This window comes from Streptomyces sp. AC627_RSS907 (genome assembly GCF_019049165.1).
In genome coordinates, this window is sequence record NZ_JAGMUE010000031.1 from 1 (window position 1) to 20,419 (window position 20,419).

The following is a 20,419-nucleotide window of genomic DNA, read 5'->3' on the forward strand; positions in this document are numbered from 1 at the left end:
GCTACCGCATGGCCGTCGTCCCCCTCGACCCCTCACCCATCCGCGGCAGCCACGGCCGCCTCCCCACCAACGACAACGACGGCCCCCTCCTCATCTGCTCCACCCCCCAAGCAGTCGGAGACCGTGTCGCGGCCACCGACGTCAAACAACTCCTCCTCCACCTCGCCGGACTCGACTGACACACCACCGGGGTCCGGCAAGCTCGACCCGGTTCCCATCGGCGCTCCGGGGCCGGTCGAGAGGACCGGCCGACCATCTGAGGCATCCCGGTTGTGGCCATGAAGACTCACCCAAAGAGGTCCGAGCCCATGAAAAAGATCGCTTCGTCGGCCGCGCTGTCTGGGCGGGCCGAGCGGATCGCCGAGCGCGACCGCCCCGACAACTGGAAGAAGCCGCCGCGGCGTATCGAGAAGTCCGAGTGCATCACGTGCGACACGTGCCTGCGCAGCTGCCCCGCGGAGTTCGGAGCCATCTTCGACCGCGGCCTGGACGTCGTGATCATCCCCGAACTGTGCTCGGGCTGCCCCGCGTGCGTGCTGGAGTGCCCCGTCGACTGCATCTACGTCGACGAGGACTGGACGCCGACCGACGACGCCATGTGGAACCACATCGAGCTCACCGCAAAGGGTGCGTGATGAGTGCCTTGCCCGAACGCGGGGAGTCCCGCCGCGCCGCCAACGCCAGGAAGCGGATCAGCCGCCGCCCCAGCCGCCTCGGCCTGGTCGCGGGTGCCACGCTCAAGCCCGACCGGGTGCGGGAACCCGACGCCGGGTTCCCCGGCCTGCTCAAGCGGGCCCGGCAGCGCGCCGAACAGGCCGACGACCTGAAGTCGTTCGTCGAGGTGCTGCTCACCCTGGACGGCCATGTCCCGGCCGACGTCCAACTGCGCGCGCTCAGCGCCCCCGAGGAGGCCGCGCTGGCCGCCCTGTGCGGACTGAGCTGGCGCGGCGACGCCCCCGCCGTCCCCGACACCGACGACGCGGGCGAGCCCGTCTTCCTCGGCGAGATCGCCCTCGCCACCAGCGGCCGTATCGTCCTGCGCGTCCCCTCCCAGGCACCGCTCAAGGCCGACGGCCTGGTCGGCGGCGTGCGCCGCGTGCCGTGGACGCGGGCCACCCTCGACGCCTACCGGGAGCAGCTGCGCCGCGCCGACGCACGCGTCACCGAGACCGTCGCCGACTGCCGCCGCTGGCTGGCCGAGCAGGGTCCGCAGGGCCGCGACGACCTGCTGGAGCAGGCCAAGGAGGCGGCGCTGCGCACCGCGCCCTTCGTGCTCTACCAGCAGGGCAGGCAGTACACGAACTTCCGAGACCACAACACCCTCACCGGCAAGACGCTGTGGCCCGGCCACCCCGACTGCGCTCTCAGCAGCCTGCAGGGCCTGCCACTGGAGCTGTGGTCCGACCACGACGCGCAGCTGCTGGTCTGCCTCACCCTGCTCATCCGCTCGGCCGGCCCCGGCCGCGTCGAGGAGGCCAACGGCACCCAGCTCACCCTCGACCACGTCGCCCACATGCTGGAGCGCATCCGGCTCGGCTACAACGCCGCCCTGGGCCGCGAGCAGGTGCCGCCCGCCGCCGCCGCGACGGTGGCCGACCTGAACGAACTGGCCCTCTCCCTGCGCGCCCACCGCGCCGAGGTCGGCCGCGGCGCCCAGCTCTACCGCGAGATCCACGGCGCCCTCATGCACAAGATCGAGAAGGTGGCCCGGCCCTACGCGGACGCCGCCAGGGCCCGCGAGGACGCGGCGGTGGCCCGGCTGACCTCCCGGCTGCCGCTGACCGGAGACACCCTCCAGGAGCTGGGGGACGCGCTCGCCGCCGACCCGGGCTGGCTCCTCGCCCCGCACGGCGACTTCGGCACCGGACTCGAGTCCCTGGTGTACGAGTCGGCCGCCGCCGCCACCGAGGCGTTCGAGGCCGACTTCGCGATGAGCCGCGGCATGCGCTCGCTGCCCGACCTGATCAGCGCCCTGCGCGACAACCGCTGGGCGGAGATCTGCGACTGGGAGATCACCCGCTTCTTCTGCTGCGTGGTGCCCGACCCGTCCGCCGCCCGGCACTTCGGCGGCTCCACCGCCGCCCTCGCCGACGCCGCCTGGGCGATGTCCTCGCGCATGCAGTACAACTCCTGGCACTTCATCGCCGGCAACCTGCCCAAGGGGCCCGAGGTGATCGAACGCGACCACTTCGTGCCGCCCACCATCCCGGACGTCGCCTTCTACTCCGACCAGCACCACCACGGGCACGTCAACAACAACGTGCGGTTCTCCATCCGTTCGCCGCAGTCCGTCGAGGTGGACGGACGCCGGTTCAACGGCTTCGTCGACCTGCGGCTGCTGCGCTGCGACGGCCGCCCGTTCGACGAGCAGGACCTGCTCGCCGCGCACCGCGTGTCCGCGTTCACCGCGCGGGCCACGGGTCTGGTCGCCGAACTGGCCGCGGCCGGCGAGCAGGTCGAGGTCACCGCGTTCGACTCGCCGTGGCACTGGTCGGCCGTCACCGGCGGCGAGGCCCCGGCCAGCCGCGCGTCCTGACAGGCCGCGCCCCCGAACCGCCCGGCGGGTCCTCCCCCGTCCCGCCGGGCGCCCACGGCCCCCCGCACCGTCCGCAGCGCTCCCGAAGCCCCGAGGGCGTACCGGAGCAGAAGGAGTGAGCGATGACCGCCCGCGGCATCCGCCGGACCAAGGAACTGCTGTCCCGCCGGGAGCTCACCGTCGTCGAACACGTCCAGGACGTGCTGACCGCCATCCGCGAGCGGGACCACCTGGACGCGTACGTCGCGGTCGCGGGCGACGAGGCGCTCCGGGCGGCCGAACAGGCGGACGCCCGCATCCGTGAACGAGGCCGCGAGGCCTGGTGGGACCTGCCGCTGCTGGGCGTGACGGTCTCCGTCAAGGACCTGCTGCAGACCCGGGACCTGCCCACCACGCGGGGCTCCCTGCTGCCCAACGGCCGTCCCGCGCAGGACGCCCCGGCCGTGGCCCGGCTGCGCGCGGCCGGCGCGATCGTCGTCGGCAAGACCACCACCTCCGAGTTCGGCTGGAGCGCCTCCACCGTCGGCCGGGTCGCCCCGCCCACCCGTAACCCCTACGACCCCCGGCTCACCGCCGGCGGCTCCAGCGGCGGGGCCGCCGCCGCCGTCGCGGCCGGGCTGTGCGAGGGGTCGCTGGGCACCGACGGCTCCGGCTCGATCCGTATCCCCGCCGCGTTCTGCGGCGTCGTCGGCTACAAGCCGTCCTTCGGCCGGGTGCCCTACTACCCCAACGGCGCCGACCGCCTCGCCCACCAGGGCCCCATCGCCGCCTCCGTCGCCGACGCCGCGCTGCTCGGCCAGGTCATCGCCGGCCCCCACCCCACCGACCCCGACTCCGGCCTCGGCTCGCTGGACTCCCCGCGCGACATGCGGTCCCTGCGCATCGGCTGGATCGAGTACGAGGGCACCGACCCGGAGATCCGCCGGGTCACCGAGGCGGCCCGCGACGTCCTCGTCGACGAGGGCCACCTCGTCGAGGAGGTCGAGGTGCGCTGCAACAACCTCTACCCGGCCGTCGTCGACATCCTCGCCGCCACCGAGGCGGCCGGCACCCGCCCCGAGGACGAGGAACTGATCGACTCCGGCCGCCTGCACGTCGTACGGCACGGGCGCACCCTCAGCGGCGTCGCCGTGATCCAGGCGGAGGAGATCCGCCAGAACCTGCGCGCCACGCTGCGCTCGGTCATGGACAACTACGACCTGCTCGCCATGGCCACCGTGCCCGTCGAACCGTTCGAGGCCGACGCCATCGGCCCCGACTGGGCCGCCGACGTCCGTGACCTGCTGTGGCTGGCGTGGGCGCCCGCCTCGTACCCGTACAACATGACCGGCCAGCCCGCGGCGTCCCTGCCCGCCGGCCTGACCTCCTCGGGGCTCCCGGCCGGGGTGCAGCTCGTCGGCCCGGTCGGCGCCGACGACCTCGTACTGACGGTGGCCCGTCGCCTGGAGGCGATGCTGGCGCCGCTGCCGCACCCGCCCGCGGCCCACCTCACCCACGCCTCCACCGGCCCCACCGGCACCACCGCCGAAAGGACGATCTGAACCATGTATGTCCGGTCATGGTCCACACCCGCCTCGGACGGCAGCGTCGGGCGGCCCTCCTTCGTCACCGACCACGGACTGTGGGACGACGAGCGGCTCGCCGCCGCCGAACGCGTCGAAGCCGCCCTCGACGAGGTCGACTACGTCCGCCTCGCCTTCGGCGACCCGCACGGCCTGGCCCGCTCCAAGACCCTCACCGCCGACGCCTTCCGCGCGGTGCTGCGCAACGGCATGAACTTCAGCCCCGGCCCGTTCCTGTTCGACACCGGGCACGCCGTCGCCGTCGACTTCCTCGGCGAGCACGGCATCGGCGTCGACGAGATCTCCGGCGCGGGCAACTTCCTCCTCGTTCCCGACCCGGTCACCTTCCAGGTGCTGCCCGGACGCGGCCCGCGCACCGCCTGGGTGCTCGGCGACGAGTACCTGCGCGACGGCACCCCCCACCCGCTGTCCTCCCGGGCCGTGCTGCGCCGCGTCCTCGCCCGCTACGCCGAGCAGGGCCTCCAGCCGGTGCTGGGCCTGGAGGTCGAGTGGTACCTCACCCGCCGCCTCGACGACGAGGCCGGCAACAAGGGCAACGGCTTCGGACTGCAGGGCGAGGCACCGCGCGTGGCCGCGGTCAACGCCGGCTACCAGTTCAACCTCGACGCCGCCTACGACACCGTCGCCCCGATCACCGGCCCGCTCGGCCTGTACCTGCGAAAGCTCGGGCTGCCGCTGCGGTCGATGGAGCACGAGTCCGGCCCCGGCCAGGTCGAGACCACCTTCAGCCCGATGACGGCCCTCGACACGGCCGACGCGATGCTGCTGTTCCGCACCGTCACCAAGGGGTACTGCGCCCGCCGCGGCCACCACGCCTCCTTCATGTCCCAGCCGCAGCTCGACGCCGCCGACCCCAGTGGCTGGCACCTGAACCAGTCTGTCGTGGACACCGCCACGGGCCGCAACCTGTTCAGCGCCGAGGGCCTGTCCGGCGGGCTGTCGCCCAGCGGAAAGGCGTACGCGGAGGGCCTGCTGACCTGGGCGCGCGAGCTGTTCCTGCTGTCCGTGCCCACCGTCAACGGCTACCGGCGCCTGGCCGCCGAGCACGCGCTCGCGCCCACCCGGCTCGGCTGGAGCTTCGAGGACCGCACCGCGATGCTGCGGGTCGTCGGCAACGGAGCCGGCGCCCACATCGAGAACCGCATGGGCGAGCCGTGCGCCAACCCCTACCTGAACATCGCCGCCCAGCTCTTCGCCGGCCTGGAGGGCATGACGGCACAGCCCGCCGCGCCCCTGGGCGAGGTGCAGCCGCAGACCGTGCCGCAGTCCCTGGGCGAGGCACTGGACGTCTTCCGCACCGGCCGGGCGAGCCAGCTGCTCGGCGCGCCCCTCGCCGCCTGCATGACCAAGCTCAAGGAGAGCGAGCTGGGGCGCTTCACGGCCTGGAGCCTGCAGGCCGCGCCCGTGCCCGGCCAGGTCACCGACTGGGAGCAGCGTGAGTACTTCGGCGCGTACTGACACCCCGGGCGCGGGGGACGTCACACCGGTGACGTCCCCCGCGCCCGCCCCGTCCCCCACCCCACGTCCCTCGACGAAGGCCGATCGATGATTCCTCGCTACACGCTGCCCGAGATGGCGGACCTGTTCGCGGACCAGTCCCGCTACGCCACCTGGGTGAAGGTCGAGATCCTCGCCTCCGAGGCACAGGCCGAGCTCGGCCGGGTGCCCGCCGGGGCGGTCGAGGACATGCGGCGCGCCCGGGTGCCGCTCGCCGCCCGGGTCGCCGAGATCGAGAAGGAACGCGACCACGAGGTGCTGTCCTTCCTCGCCGCGTACTGCGAGGACATGCCCGAGGACTCCGCGCGCTGGGTCCACCTCGGCATGACCAGCTACGACCTGGTCGACACCGCGCTCGGACACACCCTGGCCCGCGCCACCGACCTGCTGCTGGCGGCGGCCCGTCGTCTGCGCGCGACGCTGGTCGGCAAGGCGCTGGAGCACTGGGACACGGCCATGGTGGGCCGCACCCACGGCGTGCACGCCGAGCCCACCACGTTCGGGCACAAGCTCGGCGTCCACGCCTTCGCCGTCGACCGGTCCGTCACCCGGCTCACCGCGGCCCGCGAGGCGATCGCCGTCGGCACCGTCTCCGGCTCCGTCGGCACCTACGCGCTCATCGACCCCTACGTCGAACGCCATGTCTGCGACGCCCTCGGCCTCGGTGTCGAACCGGTGCCCAGCCAGGTCGTCGCCCGCGACCGGCACGCCCAGCTGCTGCAGGCGGTCGCCTCGCTCGGCGCCTGCATCGAGCAGATCGCCCTCGAACTGCGGCTGCTGCAGCGCACCGAGGTCCGTGAGGTCGAGGAGCGCAGGACCGGCGCCTACCAGGGCTCCAGCGCCATGCCGCACAAGCGCAACCCGACCACCAGCGAGCGGCTGTGCGGGCTGGCCCGGCTGCTGCGCGGCTACGCCGACACCGCCCTGGAGAACGTGGCGCTGTGGCACGAACGCGACCTCGCCCACCAGTCCGTGGAACGGGTCATCCTGCCCGACGGCCTGTCCGTGGGGCACTTCCAGGCCGTGATGGCGGCGGACCTGGTGGACTCCCTCACCGTGCGCCCCGACCGGATGCGCGCCCACATCGACGCCACCGACGGGCTCGTCTACAGCTCCTCGGTCCTGGCCGACCTGCTCGAACAAGGGGTGGAACGCGAACGCGCCTATCGTTCGGTGCAGGCCGCCGCCAACCACACGCTGGCCACCGGCGAGCACTTCGCCGCCGGTCTGGCCCGGGAGGGCATCGACCTGGGGAGCCTCGAACCCGAGCGCTTCCTCACCCGGCACGACGTGATTCGCACCCGATTGGAGACCCTTCGTGAACTGGACGATTGAGCGGGCCGAGGGCAAGGACCTGGACCTGGACGAGGTGCTCGCCGTCTACCGCTCGTCAGGACTGGGTGAGCGGCGGCCCGTCGAGGACCGCGACCGCATGGCGGCGATGGTGACGGGCGCCAACCTGGTCCTGGTCGCCCGCGACGACGACGGCGCCCTGATCGGCATCGCGCGCAGCGTCTCCGACTTCTCCTACGTCACCTACCTGTCCGACATCGCGGTCGCCGGCCACCTGCAGCGCTCCGGCGTCGGCCGCGCCCTGATCGACGCCACCCGCAAGGAGGCCCCGACGGCGAAGATCGTGCTGCTGTCGGCGCCCGCGGCCACCGCCTACTACCCCCACATCGGGTTCACCCAGCACAACTCGGCGTGGGTGCTCAACCCGTAGCCGCCACCGGGAGGCGTCCACCGGGCCGGGCCCCGCTCCACGGGGCCCGGCCCGGCGCTGTACCGGGGCTCGACCGCCGGTTCGTAGCGTCGGGGTGGGGTGTACGGCAGGAGCCGGTCCGTCGGGACCGGCTCGCGCGCCCCACGCACCCGGACCGTGCATGACCTTTGGGGGAGGCATGAGTCAGACGTCGGCACAGACGCTGCCGGAACTCCGTACACCCGCATCGCAGCTGATCCGGCTGGTCCAGGACGGCGCGGTGCCCGCACCCGCCGCCCCGGCCCCGGGCGGCCGCCGCATCCTCGTCGTGGACGCCGACGTCGACCCCGCCGACTCCCTGGTCACCCAGCTGCGCCGGTACGGTCACGAGCCCGTCGCCGTGCAGTGCGGCGGCCAGGCCCTGCAGGCGCACGCGGACGCGGACCTGGTGCTGCTCGCGCTGGAGCTGCCCGACCTGGACGGGCTGGAGGTGTGCCGGGCGATCCGCGCCGTCAGCCGGGTGCCCGTCGTCATCGTCACCGCCCGCCAGTCCGAACTGGACTGCGTCCTCGGCCTGCAGGCGGGCGCCGACGACTACGTGACCAAGCCGTACGGGCTGCGCGAGCTGATGGCCCGCATCGAGGCCGTCATGCGCCGCGCCCACTGGCAGCCGGCCGCCCGCCGGCACATCCGCCGCGGGCGACTGCACATCGACGTCAACTCCCGCGAGGTCACCGTGGACGGCAGTGACGTCCCGCTGACCCGCAAGGAGTTCGATCTGCTGTGCCTGCTCGCGTCGCACCCCGGCACCGTCATCCCGCGCAAGCAGCTCCTCAAGCAGGTCTGGGGCGACTCATGGTCCCAGCGCACGGTCGACACCCATGTCAGCAGCCTGCGCGGAAAGCTGGGCGGCAGCGGGTGGATCGTGACGGTCCGGGGCGTGGGGTTCAAGTTGGGCGCCGGGTAGCCGCTGCGGCGGGCCCCGGGCGCGCGAGCCGGGAGGTGTGGTGACGACCGTCGAGGATCCGGCCGCCGCGGCGAAGGACCGGCCGGCCGGCCGCGCCTCCGTGCGCGTGCTGCTGATTCCGCTGGTGCTGGCGATGATGCTCTCCCAGCTGGACAACATGATCGTGGGCACGGCCATGCCCACCGTCACCGCCGAGCTCGGCGGCCTGGAGCACGTGGCCTGGGTGGTCACCGCCTACACCCTGGCCACGGCCGTCTCCACGCCGGTCTGGGGCCGGCTCGGGGACACCCGGGACCGCAAGAAGGTCCTGCTCACCGCGATCACGGTCTTCCTGGTCGGGTCCGGGCTGAGCGGCGCGGCCCAGGACATGGGCCAGCTGATCGCCTTCCGGGCCGTGCAGGGACTGGGCGCGGGCGGTCTGATGGCCGGCGTCATGGCGACCGTGGGCGAGCTGGTGCCACCCCGCGAACGGGGCCGGTACCAGGGCCTGATCTCCGGTGCGATGGCCCTCGCGATGATCGGCGGCCCACTGGCCGGCGGCGCGGTCACCGACCATCTCGGCTGGCGCTGGGCCTTCTACCTCAACCTGCCGCTCGGCGCACTCGCCCTGGTGATGATCTGGCTGCTGCTGCGCCTGCCCGAACGCCGTTCGACCGCACGCGTCGACCACGTGGGCGCGGCGCTGCTGATGGTGGGCATCACCGCGACCGTCCTGCTCACCACCTGGGGCGGCACGCGGTACGCCTGGGGCTCGGGGGCCGTCGCCGCCCTCGGTGTGACGGCGGGCGTGTCCCTGTGGGCCTTCGTCCGACGGCAGTTGCGCACCGCCGACCCGATCATGCCGCCGCACATGTTCCGCGTCCGCAACTTCACGCTGATGTCGGTGATCGGTTTCCTGACCGGCTTCGTGCTGTTCGGCGCGCTGCTCTTCCTGCCCCTGTACCAGCAGGCCGTGCAGGGCGCGTCGGCGACCAACTCCGGCCTGCTGCTGCTGCCGATGCTGGCCGCCATGATCGTGACGTCGCTGGTGGCCGGCCGGGTCACCACGGTGAGCGGCCGCTACAAGGTGTTCCCGGTGGCGGGCGGCGCCCTGCTGTGCGCCGGCACCTGGCTGCTGTCGCGGATGGACACCTCCACCTCGCGGCCCGCGGCGGCCCTGTACATGGCGGTGCTCGGCGCGGGGCTGGGCTGTCTGACGCAGATCGTGACGGTGGTCGCGCAGAACAGCGTCGAGCTGCGCGACATCGGCGCCGCGTCCGCGGCGGTCACCCTCTTCCGCACGCTGGGCAGCTGCTTCGGCGTCGCCGTCATGGGCACCCTGTTCAACCGCGAGGTGCTGCGGGTGATGGCCGAACGCGCCCCCGGCCGGCCCGCCCTGGAGAACGCCCAGCTCGACGCGGCGAGCCTGGCACGCCTGGAGCCCGCCCTGCACGAGGCGTACCGGCACGCCACCGCCGCGGGCACCCACGCCGCGTTCGTGCTCAGCGCGGTCGTCGGGGGCGCCGTGTGCGTCGCGGGGCTGCTCGTACGGGAGGTCGCGCTGCGCAGGGCGGCGCAGGGTGACCTCTCGCACGAGCGACCGACCCGGCCGCGGGCGCCCGGGAGCCGCTGAGCCGGGCCCGGGGCCACGCCTGGGCCCGGGGCCGCGTTTGCGGCCGACGCCCAGGTCCGCGCCTGGACCCGGGGCCCGCGTTCGGGGCCGCGTCCAGGTCCGGGCCCGCGTCCCTCAAGCGGTTCTCGAGCGTCCCGGCCCCGGCGGGAGCGGTTCTCCACCGTTCCTCGAGGCCGCCTCGTCCGGGTTCCTGTGTACTTGCCGTGGCCCGCGGGACTCTGCACCACGATCCGTGTCCGGCCATGGCCCTGCCACTGCGAAACGGGAGTTTCCATGAGCGATCCGGCCCAGAGCCCGGGCGCCCGCATGTACGAGGAGTTCGTTGCGATCCACGCGGTGCTGCGGCGCGGCACGAGCCTGGTGGTCGACGCGTACGAGCGGCTGGCCGACGGCCACGACATAGACACCGCGACGCTGGTCGACGCGGGCCGGTGGCTGCTCGCGTTCACCCATGCCCATCACAAGGCGGAGGACGACCTCTTCTGGCCCGTGCTGGAGGCGCTCTACCCCGACGCACGGGCACAGCTCAAGGAACTGTCGGACGACCACGTGGTCCTCGACCGGAGGCTGAACGCCCTGGAGACGGCGATCGAAGGCCTCGACGAGGCCACGAAGGCCGGACGGGCCGCCGGCGGGACGGACGGCGCCCGGCAGGGCGCCGAGGCCGCCCGGCAGGTCCACCAGGTGCTCGACGGCCACCTCACCGCCGAGGAGGCCGTGGTGGAGGACCTGTTCCCGGGTGTCGCCGCGGACGACATCGACCGGCTGCGCGAGGCGTTCATCCAGGGCTCCCCCCGCTTCGGTCTGCACTTCATGTTCGGGTTGCTCGAGGACCCCGAGCCGGCACGCGGCCGGGACCTGCTGACGGAGAACTTCCCGCCGCAGCTGCGTGCCGCCGGACCCCAGCTGATCAGCCAGTACGAGGACAGCAAGCAGGGACTGCGAGGTCGGTCCGGAAGCAGTTCCGGCCGGCCGGTCACATCTGCCGGTCCCCGTTCGTCATAGCTGCGACGAACGCCCCCTCCGGCCGCCGAGGCCCCGCCCGGCGGCTGTCCCGGCGGTCCCCACCAGCGCCGAAAACAGGCCGGGGACCGCGTTCGATGACCCGATCCTGCACTGTTCTGAGGAGAAATCGATGGCTGCCCCCGACGCCACCACGGCCCGGTCAGCACCAGGGGCGGGCTTCAGCCCCGGACTGATCCTGGCATTCGTCTGCATGGGCCAGTTCATGGTCTTCACCGATGTGTCGATCGTGAACCTCGCTCTCCCGTCCATCCAGAGCGGCCTCGACATGTCCGAGGTCAGCCTGAACTACATCGTCACGGCCTACGCGACCGTCCTCGGCGGCTTCCTGCTGCTGGGCGGGCGCCTGGCGGACACCTTCGGCCGCCGCAAGCTGATCCAGATCGGCTTCACCATCTTCGCCCTGGCGTCGCTGACCTCCGGTCTCGCCGAGAACGGCACGATGCTCATCGCCTCGCGTGCCGTCCAGGGCTTCGGCGCGGCGCTGGTCACCCCGGCCGCCCTGGCGATCCTGACCAACACCTTCGCCGAGGGCCCCGAGCGCAACAAGGCGCTGGGCGTGTGGGGCTCGCTGTCCGGTATCGCGTCCATCGTCGGCGTGATCCTCGGCGGTGTGCTCGCCGACACCTGGGGCTGGGAGTGGATCTTCTGGATCAACGTGCCGATCGGTCTGGGTGCCGCCGTCCTGGCGCCGCGGATCCTGCCCGAGAGCAAGGCCGACGACCGCGGCAAGTTCGACACCCTCGGCGCGGTCACCCTCACCGCCGGTCTGCTGCTGCTGGTCTTCACGCTCGGTGAGGCCACCACGGTCGGCTGGGGCACCTTCCGCACCATCGGCTCGCTGGTCGGCGTGGTCGTGCTGCTGACGTCCTTCGTCGTCATCGAGTCCAAGGTCGCCTCGCCGATGATGCCGCTGCGCATCTTCCGCCTGAAGACCATGCGGGTCGCGAACATCTCCGCCGTGCTGGTCTTCGGCACCTTCGGCTCGCTGTTCTTCTTCGCCAGCCTCTTCATGCAGCAGGCGTTCGGCTACTCGCCGCTCAAGGCGGGCTTCGCCTACGTGCCGCTCGCGGTCTCCGTCGCGGCCGGCGCGGGCATCGCCTCGGGCCTGGTCACCAAGATCGCGGCGCGCCCGGTCGTGATGATGGGCCTCACGCTCACCATCGCCGGTCTGCTGCTGATGTGGCGGGCCCCCGCCGACGGCAGCTACGCGGTCGACCTGCTGGCCCCGTTCATCCTGCTCGGCCTCGGCTGCGGCATGGTCTTCGTGACCCTGCAGATCGCCGCCTTCGTCGGTGTCTCCGACGAGGACGCGGGTGTGGGCGCCGGCCTGATCAACACCAGCCAGGAGGCCGGCGGCGCCCTCGGTCTGGCCGTCGTGGCGACCATCGCCTACAGCGGCATGAGCACCGAGATGGCCGCGACGGAGGGCAAGCCCGAGCTGATCGCCAAGGTCCACGAGGCGGCCAACCACGACGCGTTCCTCTCGGGCGCCTCGCTCGGCACCCTCGCCCTGCTGGTCGTCGCCTTCATGATGCCCCGCGGCAAGAAGTCCATGAGCTCCACCCAGGACGAGGCCGCCGACGGCCCCGCCCTGGTGCCGGCCGAAGCGGAGAAGTAGACCGCACGGCACACCGCACCCACGATCAACGGCCCCGCCGGTCCTCCCCCGAACCGGCGGGGCCGTTTCCTGCGCCCGCGCGCCCGTCGGAGCGGGCAGCCGGGTGTTCAGGCGCGTGTACGCATCCGGCGGTTCACTTCCGCTTGACCGGCGGGCAGGAGCCGGTCTTCTCGCCGATGGAGTTGATCTCGGCGTTGGAGCGCGAGTCGTCGGCGTAGTTGATCTGGTCCGTGCACTTCGTGTCGGACGGCGGCTTCTGGACCGGCGGGCAGGAGCCGGTCTTCTCGCCGATGGAGTTGATCTCGGCGTTGGAGCGCGAGTCGCCGGCGTAGTTGATCTGGTCCGTGCACTTCGTGTCGGACGGCGGCTTCTGGACCGGCGGGCAGGAGCCCGTGTTCTCGCCGATGGAGTTGATCTCGGCGTTGGAGCGCGGGTCACCGGCGTAGTTGATCTGGTCCGTGCACTTCATGCCGGACTTGGCGGGCGTGCCCGACGACTTGCCCTTCGCGGTACCGGCCGCGGCGTCGGACTTCGGGGTGTCGGACTTCGCGGTGTCGGACTTCCCGGTGTCGGTCTTCGGAGCGTCGGTCTGAGGGGTGCCGGACTGCGGGGTGCTCGTGGCCGCAGCCGATGAGCTGCTCGCAGCAGAGGACGCGCTGTCGGCGCCGTCGTTGCCGCATGCCGTCAGTGCCAGGCTGAGGGCCGCTGCGGACAGGGTCAGTACCGAGATCTTCCGAGTGCGCATGGTGTGTCTGTCCTCTGTGTGGGGCTGTCGCTCCTGCGGAGCGGGCGGGCGAGCCGGGCGACCGTTCGCCCGTTTGGCTTTCTGTCCTGTCGGATGGCCGGCGTGGTTGCCCCAGTTGCCTCTTGATCGTGCTCAAGACACGTTCGTGACATGACAGCGACAGCGTCGTGATGTCCGCTTCGGGCATGCTGTCTGCTGATACTTCGTCACATACGGCGACTCTGCGGCAGCGGACGAGAGCGCAGGCGATGACGGGGAAGTGCCGCGGAGGTCCACCGGACCGAACGACGCTCTACCGGCCGGCCCCCGGCTGTACTCGAGGTTCGAGACCCCGCCTGCGTCGTCATCCCGGATCGGGAGTCGGGCCGCTTTGCTCCGCCGGCCTTCAGGTGCCGCCTGCGAGCCACCCGCACCGCCACCTGGAGACCGTGTCCACGCCCCACCCGCCCCCCGGCACCCCCTTTTGAGACGCCCTGCACTCCGGCTGCAGCGCCGCTCGATCCACGGGGTCTTTGCTGGTGTCTGGCTGCCGCCGCGCACACGAGAGCGGTCCCCCAACGATCTGTGAGGAGTACTCCATGGCAAAGGGCGCGATAGTCGTCGGCGCCGGTCCGGTCGGACTGATGCTCGCCGGTGAACTGCGGCTCGGCGGCGTGGACGTCGTCGTCTACGACAAGCTGCCCGCGCCCAGCGGGGAATCGCGCGGCCTCGGCTTCACCAGCCGCACCGCCGAGGTCTTCGACCAGCGAGGCCTGCTCGCCAGGATCGGCGACTTCCGCTGGGGCCAGCACGGCCACTTCGGGGGCGTGCGCATCGACTTCACGCTGCTCGAGGAGAGCCACTTCGGCGTGATGGGCCTCCCCCAGTCCCGCACCGAGCAGATGCTCGGCGACTGGGTGGCCGAACTGGGCGTGCCCGTGCGCCGCGGCTACGAGATCACCGGCTTCGAGGAGACCGAGGACGGTGTCGTCGTGCGCTACGAGGGCCCCGACGGCCCCGGTGAGGACAGCGCGCGCTACCTCGTCGGCTGCGACGGAGGCCGCAGCACCGTACGCCGCCTGGCCGGCATCGCCTTCCGCGGCGACGAGGCGACCCGCGGCCTGTACCTCGCGGACGTCACCGGCGCCGACATCCGCCCCCGCCCCATCGGCGAGCGCGTCGAGAGCGGCGGCATGGTCCTGTCGGTCGGTCTCGGCGACGGCTACGACCGGATCGTCATCCACGAGCCCGGCGTCCGCCCCCACCACGGCGAGGGCACGCTGACCTTCGCCGAGGTCGCCGACGCCTGGCAGCGCATGACCGGCGAGTCCATCCACCACGGCGAGACCCGCTGGATGACCGCCCTCACCAACGCCACCGGCCTCGCCGAGCGCTACCGCAGCGGCCGCGTCCTCCTGGCCGGCGACGCCGCCCACGACCACGCGCCGCTGGGCGCGCAGGGCGTGAGCGTCGGCCTCCAGGACGCCGTGAACCTCGGCTGGAAGCTGGCCGCGACGATCAACGGCTGGGCCCCCGAGAACCTGCTCGACACCTACCACGCCGAACGGCACCCGATCGGCGAGCAGCTGCTGCGCAACGTCCACGCCCAGTCGCTGCTCTACCTCAGCGGCGAGGAGATGGAACCGCTGCGCGCCGTCATGCGCGAACTCGTGCGGATCCCCGACGCGGCCCGGTACCTGGCAGGCCAGGTCAGCGGTCTCCACATCCGCTACGACGTCGGATCCGGCGAGCACCCGCTGCTGGGCCTGCGCCTGGCACCGCAGCGTGAGCTGGACCGCGCCGACGGCGGCCGCACCCGGGTCGCCGAGCTGCTGCACGGCGCACGCGGCGTGCTCATCGTCACCGGCGACCCCTCCACCGCGCAGAAGACCGCCGCCGACTGGTCCGACCGCGTCGACGTCGTCGCCGGCACCTGGGCCGAGGACGGCGGGCCCGAGGCGGTGCTGCTGCGCCCCGACGGCCACGTCGTCTGGGCCGCCCCGGACGGCGGCGAGCTGTCCGACGCCCTCACCCGCTGGTTCGGCGCGGCCACGGCATGACCCGGCGCCGTGCCGCGGGCCCGGCCGCCCGCACCGGGGCGCGCCGGCTCCGCGGCCCGAGGGCACGGCGGCCCCGCCCGGCAGCCGCCGCCGCAGCCGCAGCAGCCACCGCCACAGCAGCCGCGGTGCCGCACCGCCGGGCGTCGCCCCGCCCCTCGATCCCGGAAAGGTCACTGTCATGACCGTCCTCGTCACCGGCAGCCGCGGCAAGGTCGGCTCCCTGCTCGTGCGGGTACTGCACGAGCACGGCGTCGCCGTCCGCGCCGCCTCCAGCGACCCCGAGAAGCTGTCGCTGCCCGCGGGCACCGAGTCCGTACGGCTCGCGCTCGACACCCCGGCCGACTTCCCGGCCGCCCTCGACGGAGTCGACTCCGTCTTCCTGTACGCCGAACCGGCCGCCGTCGGCGCGTTCGTCGAGCAGGCCGAGAAGGCCGGCGTGGAACACGTCGTGATCATGTCCGCCGACGCCGTGCTGCGCCCCGGCGCCGCCGACGACCCGATCGCCGCCCCCCACCTCGCGGTCGAGCAGGCCCTCGCCGCGTCGTCCCTCACCTCCACGCCCCTGAACTGCGGCGCGCTGGCCTCCAACGCGCTGCCCTGGGCGTGGTCGCTCAAGGCGCGCGGGGCGGTGGGCCTGCCCTACCCGGACAGCCACGCCGACCCGGTCAACGAGCGCGACATCGCGGAGGCGGCGTACGCGGTCCTCACCGACCCCGGGCTGCGCGGCCGGTCGTACCACCTCACCGGACCGCAGTCCCTCACCTTCGCCGAGCACGTCGAGATCATCGCGGCCGCGGCAGGCCGGGACATCCCCGTCGAGCGCATCCCGCCGCAGGTGTGGCGGGCGAACAAGCCCGGCTTCATGCCGGACGACATCGCCGACGCGCTGCTGAAGCTGTGGGCGGCCAGCACGGCACCGGTGCCGCTCACCGACCACGTCGAGCAGCTCACCGGCCACCCGGCCCGTCCCTTCACCGAGTGGGCGGCCCAGCACGCGGACGCCTTCCGCGCCTAGGCCCGCCACTCCCACCGGCCCGCGTGCCCGTCGCGCCCGCCGTGCCCGTCGCGCACCGGCCACAGAACACCGAGGACACGAGCAGATGACGCTGAACAGACGCAAGATGATCGCCCTGGGCACGGGCGCGACCGCACTCGCGATGACGGGTACCCCCGCCGCCGCCCACCCCCGCAAACGCCCCTCCGTGCCGTCCGACGAGGAGCTGGCCCGCTCCCTGTCCGGCGGCTTCCGCAGCCGGTACGCGACGGTCAACGGTGTGCGCCTGCACTACGTGACCGGCGGGCACGGAGAGCCCCTGCTGCTCGTCCCCGGCTGGCCGCAGACCTGGTGGGCGTACCGCAAGATCATGCCCCAGCTCGCCCGACGGTACCGCGTCATCGCCGTCGACCTGCGCGGGATGGGCGGCTCGGACAAGCCCGCGGGCGGGTACGACAAGAAGACGATGGCGGGCGACCTGCACGCCCTGGTACGGCAGCTGGGCCACCGTCGGGTGAACATCGCCGGACACGACATCGGTTCCAAGGTGGCGTTCAGCTTTGCCGTCAACCACGCGGCGGCGACCCGGAAGGTCGCCATGCTGGACGCCCTGCACCCCGACGACCGCTTCTACCAGCTGCCGCTGCTGCCCAAGCCCGGCACCGGCTTCCCCCTGTGGTGGTACGCCTTCAACCAGGTCCAAGGGCTGCCCGAACAGCTGGTGGCCGGGCGGGTGCGGCACTTGATCGACTGGTTCTTCGCCCACTCCCTGGCCGACCAGAGCCTCGTCGGCGACTTCGACCGTCGCGTCTACACGCGCGCCTACGACTCGGCGGAAGCCGTTCGTGCCTCCAACGCCTGGTACCAGAGCTTCCACCAGGACGTCGAGCACATGAGGTCGTACGGGAAGGTCACGGTCCCGTTGCTCGGGGTCGCCTCCGAGGTGAGCCACGGCGAGTTCCAGCAGGTGCTGCCCACGTTGGGGCACGACGTGCGCGTGGTCAAGCTGGCGAACACCGTGCATTACCTGCCCGAAGAGGCGCCCGACCGCTTGGCCCGGACGCTGGCGGAGTTCTTCTCCTGAACGCCACCCCAATCCATCACCTTTACCAGGACAGGGAGCACGAAATGGCAAAGGGCGCGATCGTCGTCGGCGCAGGCCCAGTCGGACTGATGCTCGCCGGTGAGCTCAAGCTCGGCGGGGTGGACGTCGTGGTCTACGACAAACTGCCCGCCCCGAGCGGGGAGTCGCGCGGCGTCGGCTTCACCCGGCGGGCGGCCGAGGTCTTCGAGCAGCGCGGGCTGCTGGAGCGCTTCGGCGACGTCGAATGGGCCCAGGGCCACTTCGGCGGCGTACGCATCGACTTCAGCAAGCTGGAGGACAACCACTTCAGCGTCCGCGGCGTCCCCCAGTTCCGCACCGAGGAGATCCTCGAGAACTGGCTGAAGGAACTGGGCGTTCCGGTGCTGCGCCGCCACGAGGTGACCGGCTACCGGGAGACGCCGGACGGCGTCGTCGTCGAGTACCAGGGCCCGGGCGGCTACGGCGAGGACACCGCGCAGTACCTCGTGGGCTGCGACGGGGCACGCAGCGTGATCCGGACCCTCGCGGGCATCGACTTCCGCGGCTGGGGCGCCACCCGCGGGATGTACATGGCCGACCTGGTCGGCGCCGGGGTACGGCAGCGGCCCATCGGCGAGAAGGTGCCGGGCGGCATGGTGATGGCGTTCAACCTGGAGAACGGCGTGGACCGGATCGTCATCCACGACGAGAACCTGCGCCCGCCGGAGGACAAGAGCTCCCTGAGGTTCGCCGACATCGCCGACGCCTGGCAGCGCATGACCGGCGAGTCGCTGCACCACGCGGAGGTCCGCTGGATCAGCTCCTTCACCGACACCACCCGCCAGGCCGAGCACTACCGCAACGGGCGGGTCCTCCTCGCCGGCGACGCCACCCACATCCACATGCCCGCCGGCGCGCAGGGCATGAGCGTCGGCGTCCAGGACGCGGCGAACCTCGGCTGGAAGCTGGCCGCGACGATCAACGGCTGGGCCCCCGAGGGCCTGCTCGACACCTTCGAGAGCGAGCGGCACCCGGTCGGCGAGAAGCTGATGCGCAACACCCGCGCCCAGACCCGGCTCTACCTCACCGGCGACGAGATGGAGCCGCTGCGCGCCGTCATGCGGGAACTGGTGCAACTCCCCGACGTGGCACGCCACCTGGCCGGCATCGTCAGCGGCCTCGACATCCGCTACGACATGGGGCCGGGCGAGCACCCGCTGCTGGGCCTGCGCCTGGACCCCGGCCGCGAACTGCGCCGTGCGGACGGCACCCGCGGCACGGTCGCCGAGCTGCTGCACGCGGCACGCGGTGTGCTCATCGTCACCGGTGAGTCCCCGTCCCTGGAACGGACCGCCGCCGACTGGTCCGACCGCATCGACGTCGTGGCCGGCTCCTGGGTGGAGGAAGGCGGCCCGGAGGCCGTACTGCTGCGTCCCGACGGGCACGTCGCCTGGGCGGCCCCGGACGATCCCGCCCTGCTGCGGCAGGCGCTCGGGCGCTGGTTCGGCATGGCCCGGCAGGCGGTCGCGGCGGCATAGCCGGGACATGCGCTGCCACCCGAAGGCCCCCTCCGGTGGCGTGCGCTGCCGTCCGGCGGCTCCCCTCCGGTGGCGTGCGCGGTGCCGGACCGGCGCTCACCACGGCGCTGGACGACGTCGGAGCCCGGTGCGCCGAGTACCGCGGTCACCCCCCGCCCGACAACCACTTCGACATACGCCTTGGGAGGGCACAGATGACTCAACCCGGAACGACCGGCAGCGCGCGGCCCGCTGCCGAGACCGGTCCGCCCGCGGTGCCGCCGGCCGCGGCGGGCGACGGGCGGACCGAGGGGCGGGCACGCCCCCGGCTCAACCGGCTCGACTCACTGACCGGCTTGCGTTTCCCCGCCGCGCTGCTGGTCTTCTTCAGCCATGTGGGTCTGCCGATTCCCCAGCTTCGTCTGCTCGAGGACGACGCGTTCGCCATGGACCTGCTCAAGGTCACGGAGCATGCCGGCGCGGTGGGGGTGGCGTTCTTCTTCGTTCTCAGTGGCTTCGTGCTGACCTGGTCGGCCCGTGAGAAGGACACGGCTCCCGCGTTCTGGCGCCGCCGGTTCGTCAAGATCTACCCGAACTACGTCGTCACGTGGGCGCTGGCGCTCGTGGTGTTCGCCGGCGCCTTCACCCCGGCGGGAACCGCGACGGCCAACCTGTTCATGGTGCACGTGTGGGTGCCCGACTTCGACCTTCTGTACAGCGTGAACCCGCCCAGTTGGTCCCTGGGCTGTGAACTGGTCTTCTATGCCTGCTTCCCGCTGCTGCACCGGCTCTTCCTGCGTATCCGGCCCGATCGGCTGCTGTACTGGATCGCCGGCACGGCCGTCGCGATCATGGCGACACCGCTGGTCAGCTACGCCCTGCTGCCGGACGGGCCGGGCCTGCAACTGACCGCGGAGCCCTCGGGCGTCTCCGCGGAGCAGTACTGGTTCTCCTACTTCCTGCCCCCCGTCCGCCTGCTGGACTTCGCGCTGGGCATCCTGGTGGCGCTGGCGGTGCGGCACGGCCGGTGGTGGAACATCGGCATCGTCTCGTCGAGCGTCCTGCTGGCCGTCGGCTACGTGCTCAGTTCCCAGGTTCCCCTGTTGTACGGGCAGCGGTCCCTGACCATCGTCCCCATCATGTTCCTGATCGCCGCGGCCGCGACGGCCGATGTGCGCGGGCGCTCCAGCGTGCTGCGCTCGAGGACGATGGTCTGGCTTGGCGAGATATCGTTCGCCTTCTATCTCGTGCACTTCGTCGTCCTGGCCGGTGGCCGGAAGCTGCTGGGTGACACCCTCTACTCCACCGGTGAGACAGCCGGGCTGGTGGGTGCCCTGCTCGCCGTCAGTGTGCTCGCTTCCTGGGCTCTGTACGCCCTGGTGGAGCGGCCGATCACCCGGCGGTGGTCCACCTCGCGCCGTCGGCGTGCCTCTCTCGCCGCCGACTGACTGCGAGCCGGGCGGAAGCCCGCGCCGAGCGGGCTCACTCCCGCTCTAGTGGCGCTACAGGGCCTACCCGGA

At 72.5% G+C, this 20,419-nt stretch carries 16 protein-coding genes and 1 pseudogene; 16 read left to right on the forward strand and 1 reads right to left on the reverse strand.

Features of this window, described 5'->3' with window-relative positions:
• The 11 genes and pseudogenes from KUM32_RS43340 to KUM32_RS09390 all read left to right on the forward strand — a co-directional run.
• Positions 1-179 (forward strand): annotated as a pseudogene (locus KUM32_RS43340) (alkaline phosphatase family protein); the annotation flags it as partial.
• 129 nt (positions 180-308) lie between these two features.
• The gene (locus tag KUM32_RS09345; RefSeq protein WP_217141353.1) at positions 309-635 is read left to right on the forward strand and encodes a 4Fe-4S dicluster-binding protein; all 327 of its coding nucleotides are present in this window, start codon (positions 309-311) and stop codon (positions 633-635) included.
• Positions 635-2,536, forward strand: a complete 1,902-nt coding sequence (locus KUM32_RS09350) for a hypothetical protein (protein WP_217141354.1) — start codon at positions 635-637, stop codon at positions 2,534-2,536. The genes KUM32_RS09345 and KUM32_RS09350 overlap by 1 nt, the downstream gene beginning before the upstream one ends.
• 122 nt (positions 2,537-2,658) lie before the next feature.
• Positions 2,659-4,077: an amidase gene (locus tag KUM32_RS09355; RefSeq protein WP_217141355.1), complete on the forward strand. Its 1,419-nt coding sequence runs from the start codon at positions 2,659-2,661 to the stop codon at positions 4,075-4,077.
• Positions 4,078-4,080: 3 nt separating this feature from the next.
• Positions 4,081-5,577: a glutamine synthetase family protein gene (locus tag KUM32_RS09360; RefSeq protein WP_217141356.1), complete on the forward strand. Its 1,497-nt coding sequence runs from the start codon at positions 4,081-4,083 to the stop codon at positions 5,575-5,577.
• Positions 5,578-5,664: 87 nt separating this feature from the next.
• Entirely contained in the window at positions 5,665-6,951 is a 1,287-nt protein-coding gene (purB, locus tag KUM32_RS09365) for an adenylosuccinate lyase (protein WP_217141357.1), read from the forward strand.
• Positions 6,935-7,339, forward strand: a complete 405-nt coding sequence (locus KUM32_RS09370; protein ID WP_217141358.1) for a GNAT family N-acetyltransferase — start codon at positions 6,935-6,937, stop codon at positions 7,337-7,339. The genes purB and KUM32_RS09370 overlap by 17 nt, the downstream gene beginning before the upstream one ends.
• A 178-nt stretch (positions 7,340-7,517) precedes the next feature.
• Positions 7,518-8,285 (forward strand): response regulator transcription factor, encoded by a 768-nt coding sequence (locus KUM32_RS09375; protein ID WP_217141359.1) that lies wholly within the window; start codon positions 7,518-7,520, stop codon positions 8,283-8,285.
• Positions 8,286-8,325: 40 nt separating this feature from the next.
• The gene (locus tag KUM32_RS09380) at positions 8,326-9,897 is read left to right on the forward strand and encodes an MDR family MFS transporter (RefSeq protein WP_217141360.1); all 1,572 of its coding nucleotides are present in this window, start codon (positions 8,326-8,328) and stop codon (positions 9,895-9,897) included.
• A gap of 273 nt (positions 9,898-10,170) precedes the next feature.
• Entirely contained in the window at positions 10,171-10,902 is a 732-nt protein-coding gene (locus tag KUM32_RS09385; RefSeq protein ID WP_217141361.1) for a hemerythrin domain-containing protein, read from the forward strand.
• A 130-nt stretch (positions 10,903-11,032) separates the two neighbouring features.
• The gene (locus KUM32_RS09390) at positions 11,033-12,541 is read left to right on the forward strand and encodes an MFS transporter (protein WP_254405275.1); all 1,509 of its coding nucleotides are present in this window, start codon (positions 11,033-11,035) and stop codon (positions 12,539-12,541) included.
• A gap of 133 nt (positions 12,542-12,674) precedes the next feature.
• Here KUM32_RS09390 and KUM32_RS09395 read toward each other — a convergent pair whose 3' ends face one another.
• The gene (locus tag KUM32_RS09395) at positions 12,675-13,286 is read right to left on the reverse strand and encodes a hypothetical protein (protein WP_217141362.1); all 612 of its coding nucleotides are present in this window, start codon (positions 13,284-13,286) and stop codon (positions 12,675-12,677) included.
• 578 nt (positions 13,287-13,864) lie between these two features.
• On the opposite strand from KUM32_RS09395, the gene KUM32_RS09400 reads away from it, so the two are divergent.
• From KUM32_RS09400 to KUM32_RS09420, 5 genes are all read left to right on the forward strand, one after another.
• Positions 13,865-15,325, forward strand: coding sequence for an FAD-dependent monooxygenase (locus tag KUM32_RS09400; RefSeq protein WP_217141363.1), 1,461 nt, complete (start codon positions 13,865-13,867; stop codon positions 15,323-15,325).
• Positions 15,326-15,503: 178 nt separating this feature from the next.
• The gene (locus KUM32_RS09405; protein ID WP_217141364.1) at positions 15,504-16,340 is read left to right on the forward strand and encodes an NAD(P)H-binding protein; all 837 of its coding nucleotides are present in this window, start codon (positions 15,504-15,506) and stop codon (positions 16,338-16,340) included.
• Positions 16,341-16,425: 85 nt separating this feature from the next.
• The gene (locus tag KUM32_RS09410; protein ID WP_217141365.1) at positions 16,426-17,403 is read left to right on the forward strand and encodes an alpha/beta fold hydrolase; all 978 of its coding nucleotides are present in this window, start codon (positions 16,426-16,428) and stop codon (positions 17,401-17,403) included.
• Between the two features lie 44 nt (positions 17,404-17,447).
• Positions 17,448-18,920, forward strand: a complete 1,473-nt coding sequence (locus KUM32_RS09415) for an FAD-dependent monooxygenase (protein WP_217141366.1) — start codon at positions 17,448-17,450, stop codon at positions 18,918-18,920.
• A gap of 194 nt (positions 18,921-19,114) precedes the next feature.
• On the forward strand, positions 19,115-20,347 hold the full coding sequence (locus KUM32_RS09420; protein ID WP_217141367.1) for an acyltransferase: 1,233 nt from the start codon (positions 19,115-19,117) through the stop codon (positions 20,345-20,347).
• The last annotated feature ends 72 nt before the right edge of the window (positions 20,348-20,419 follow it).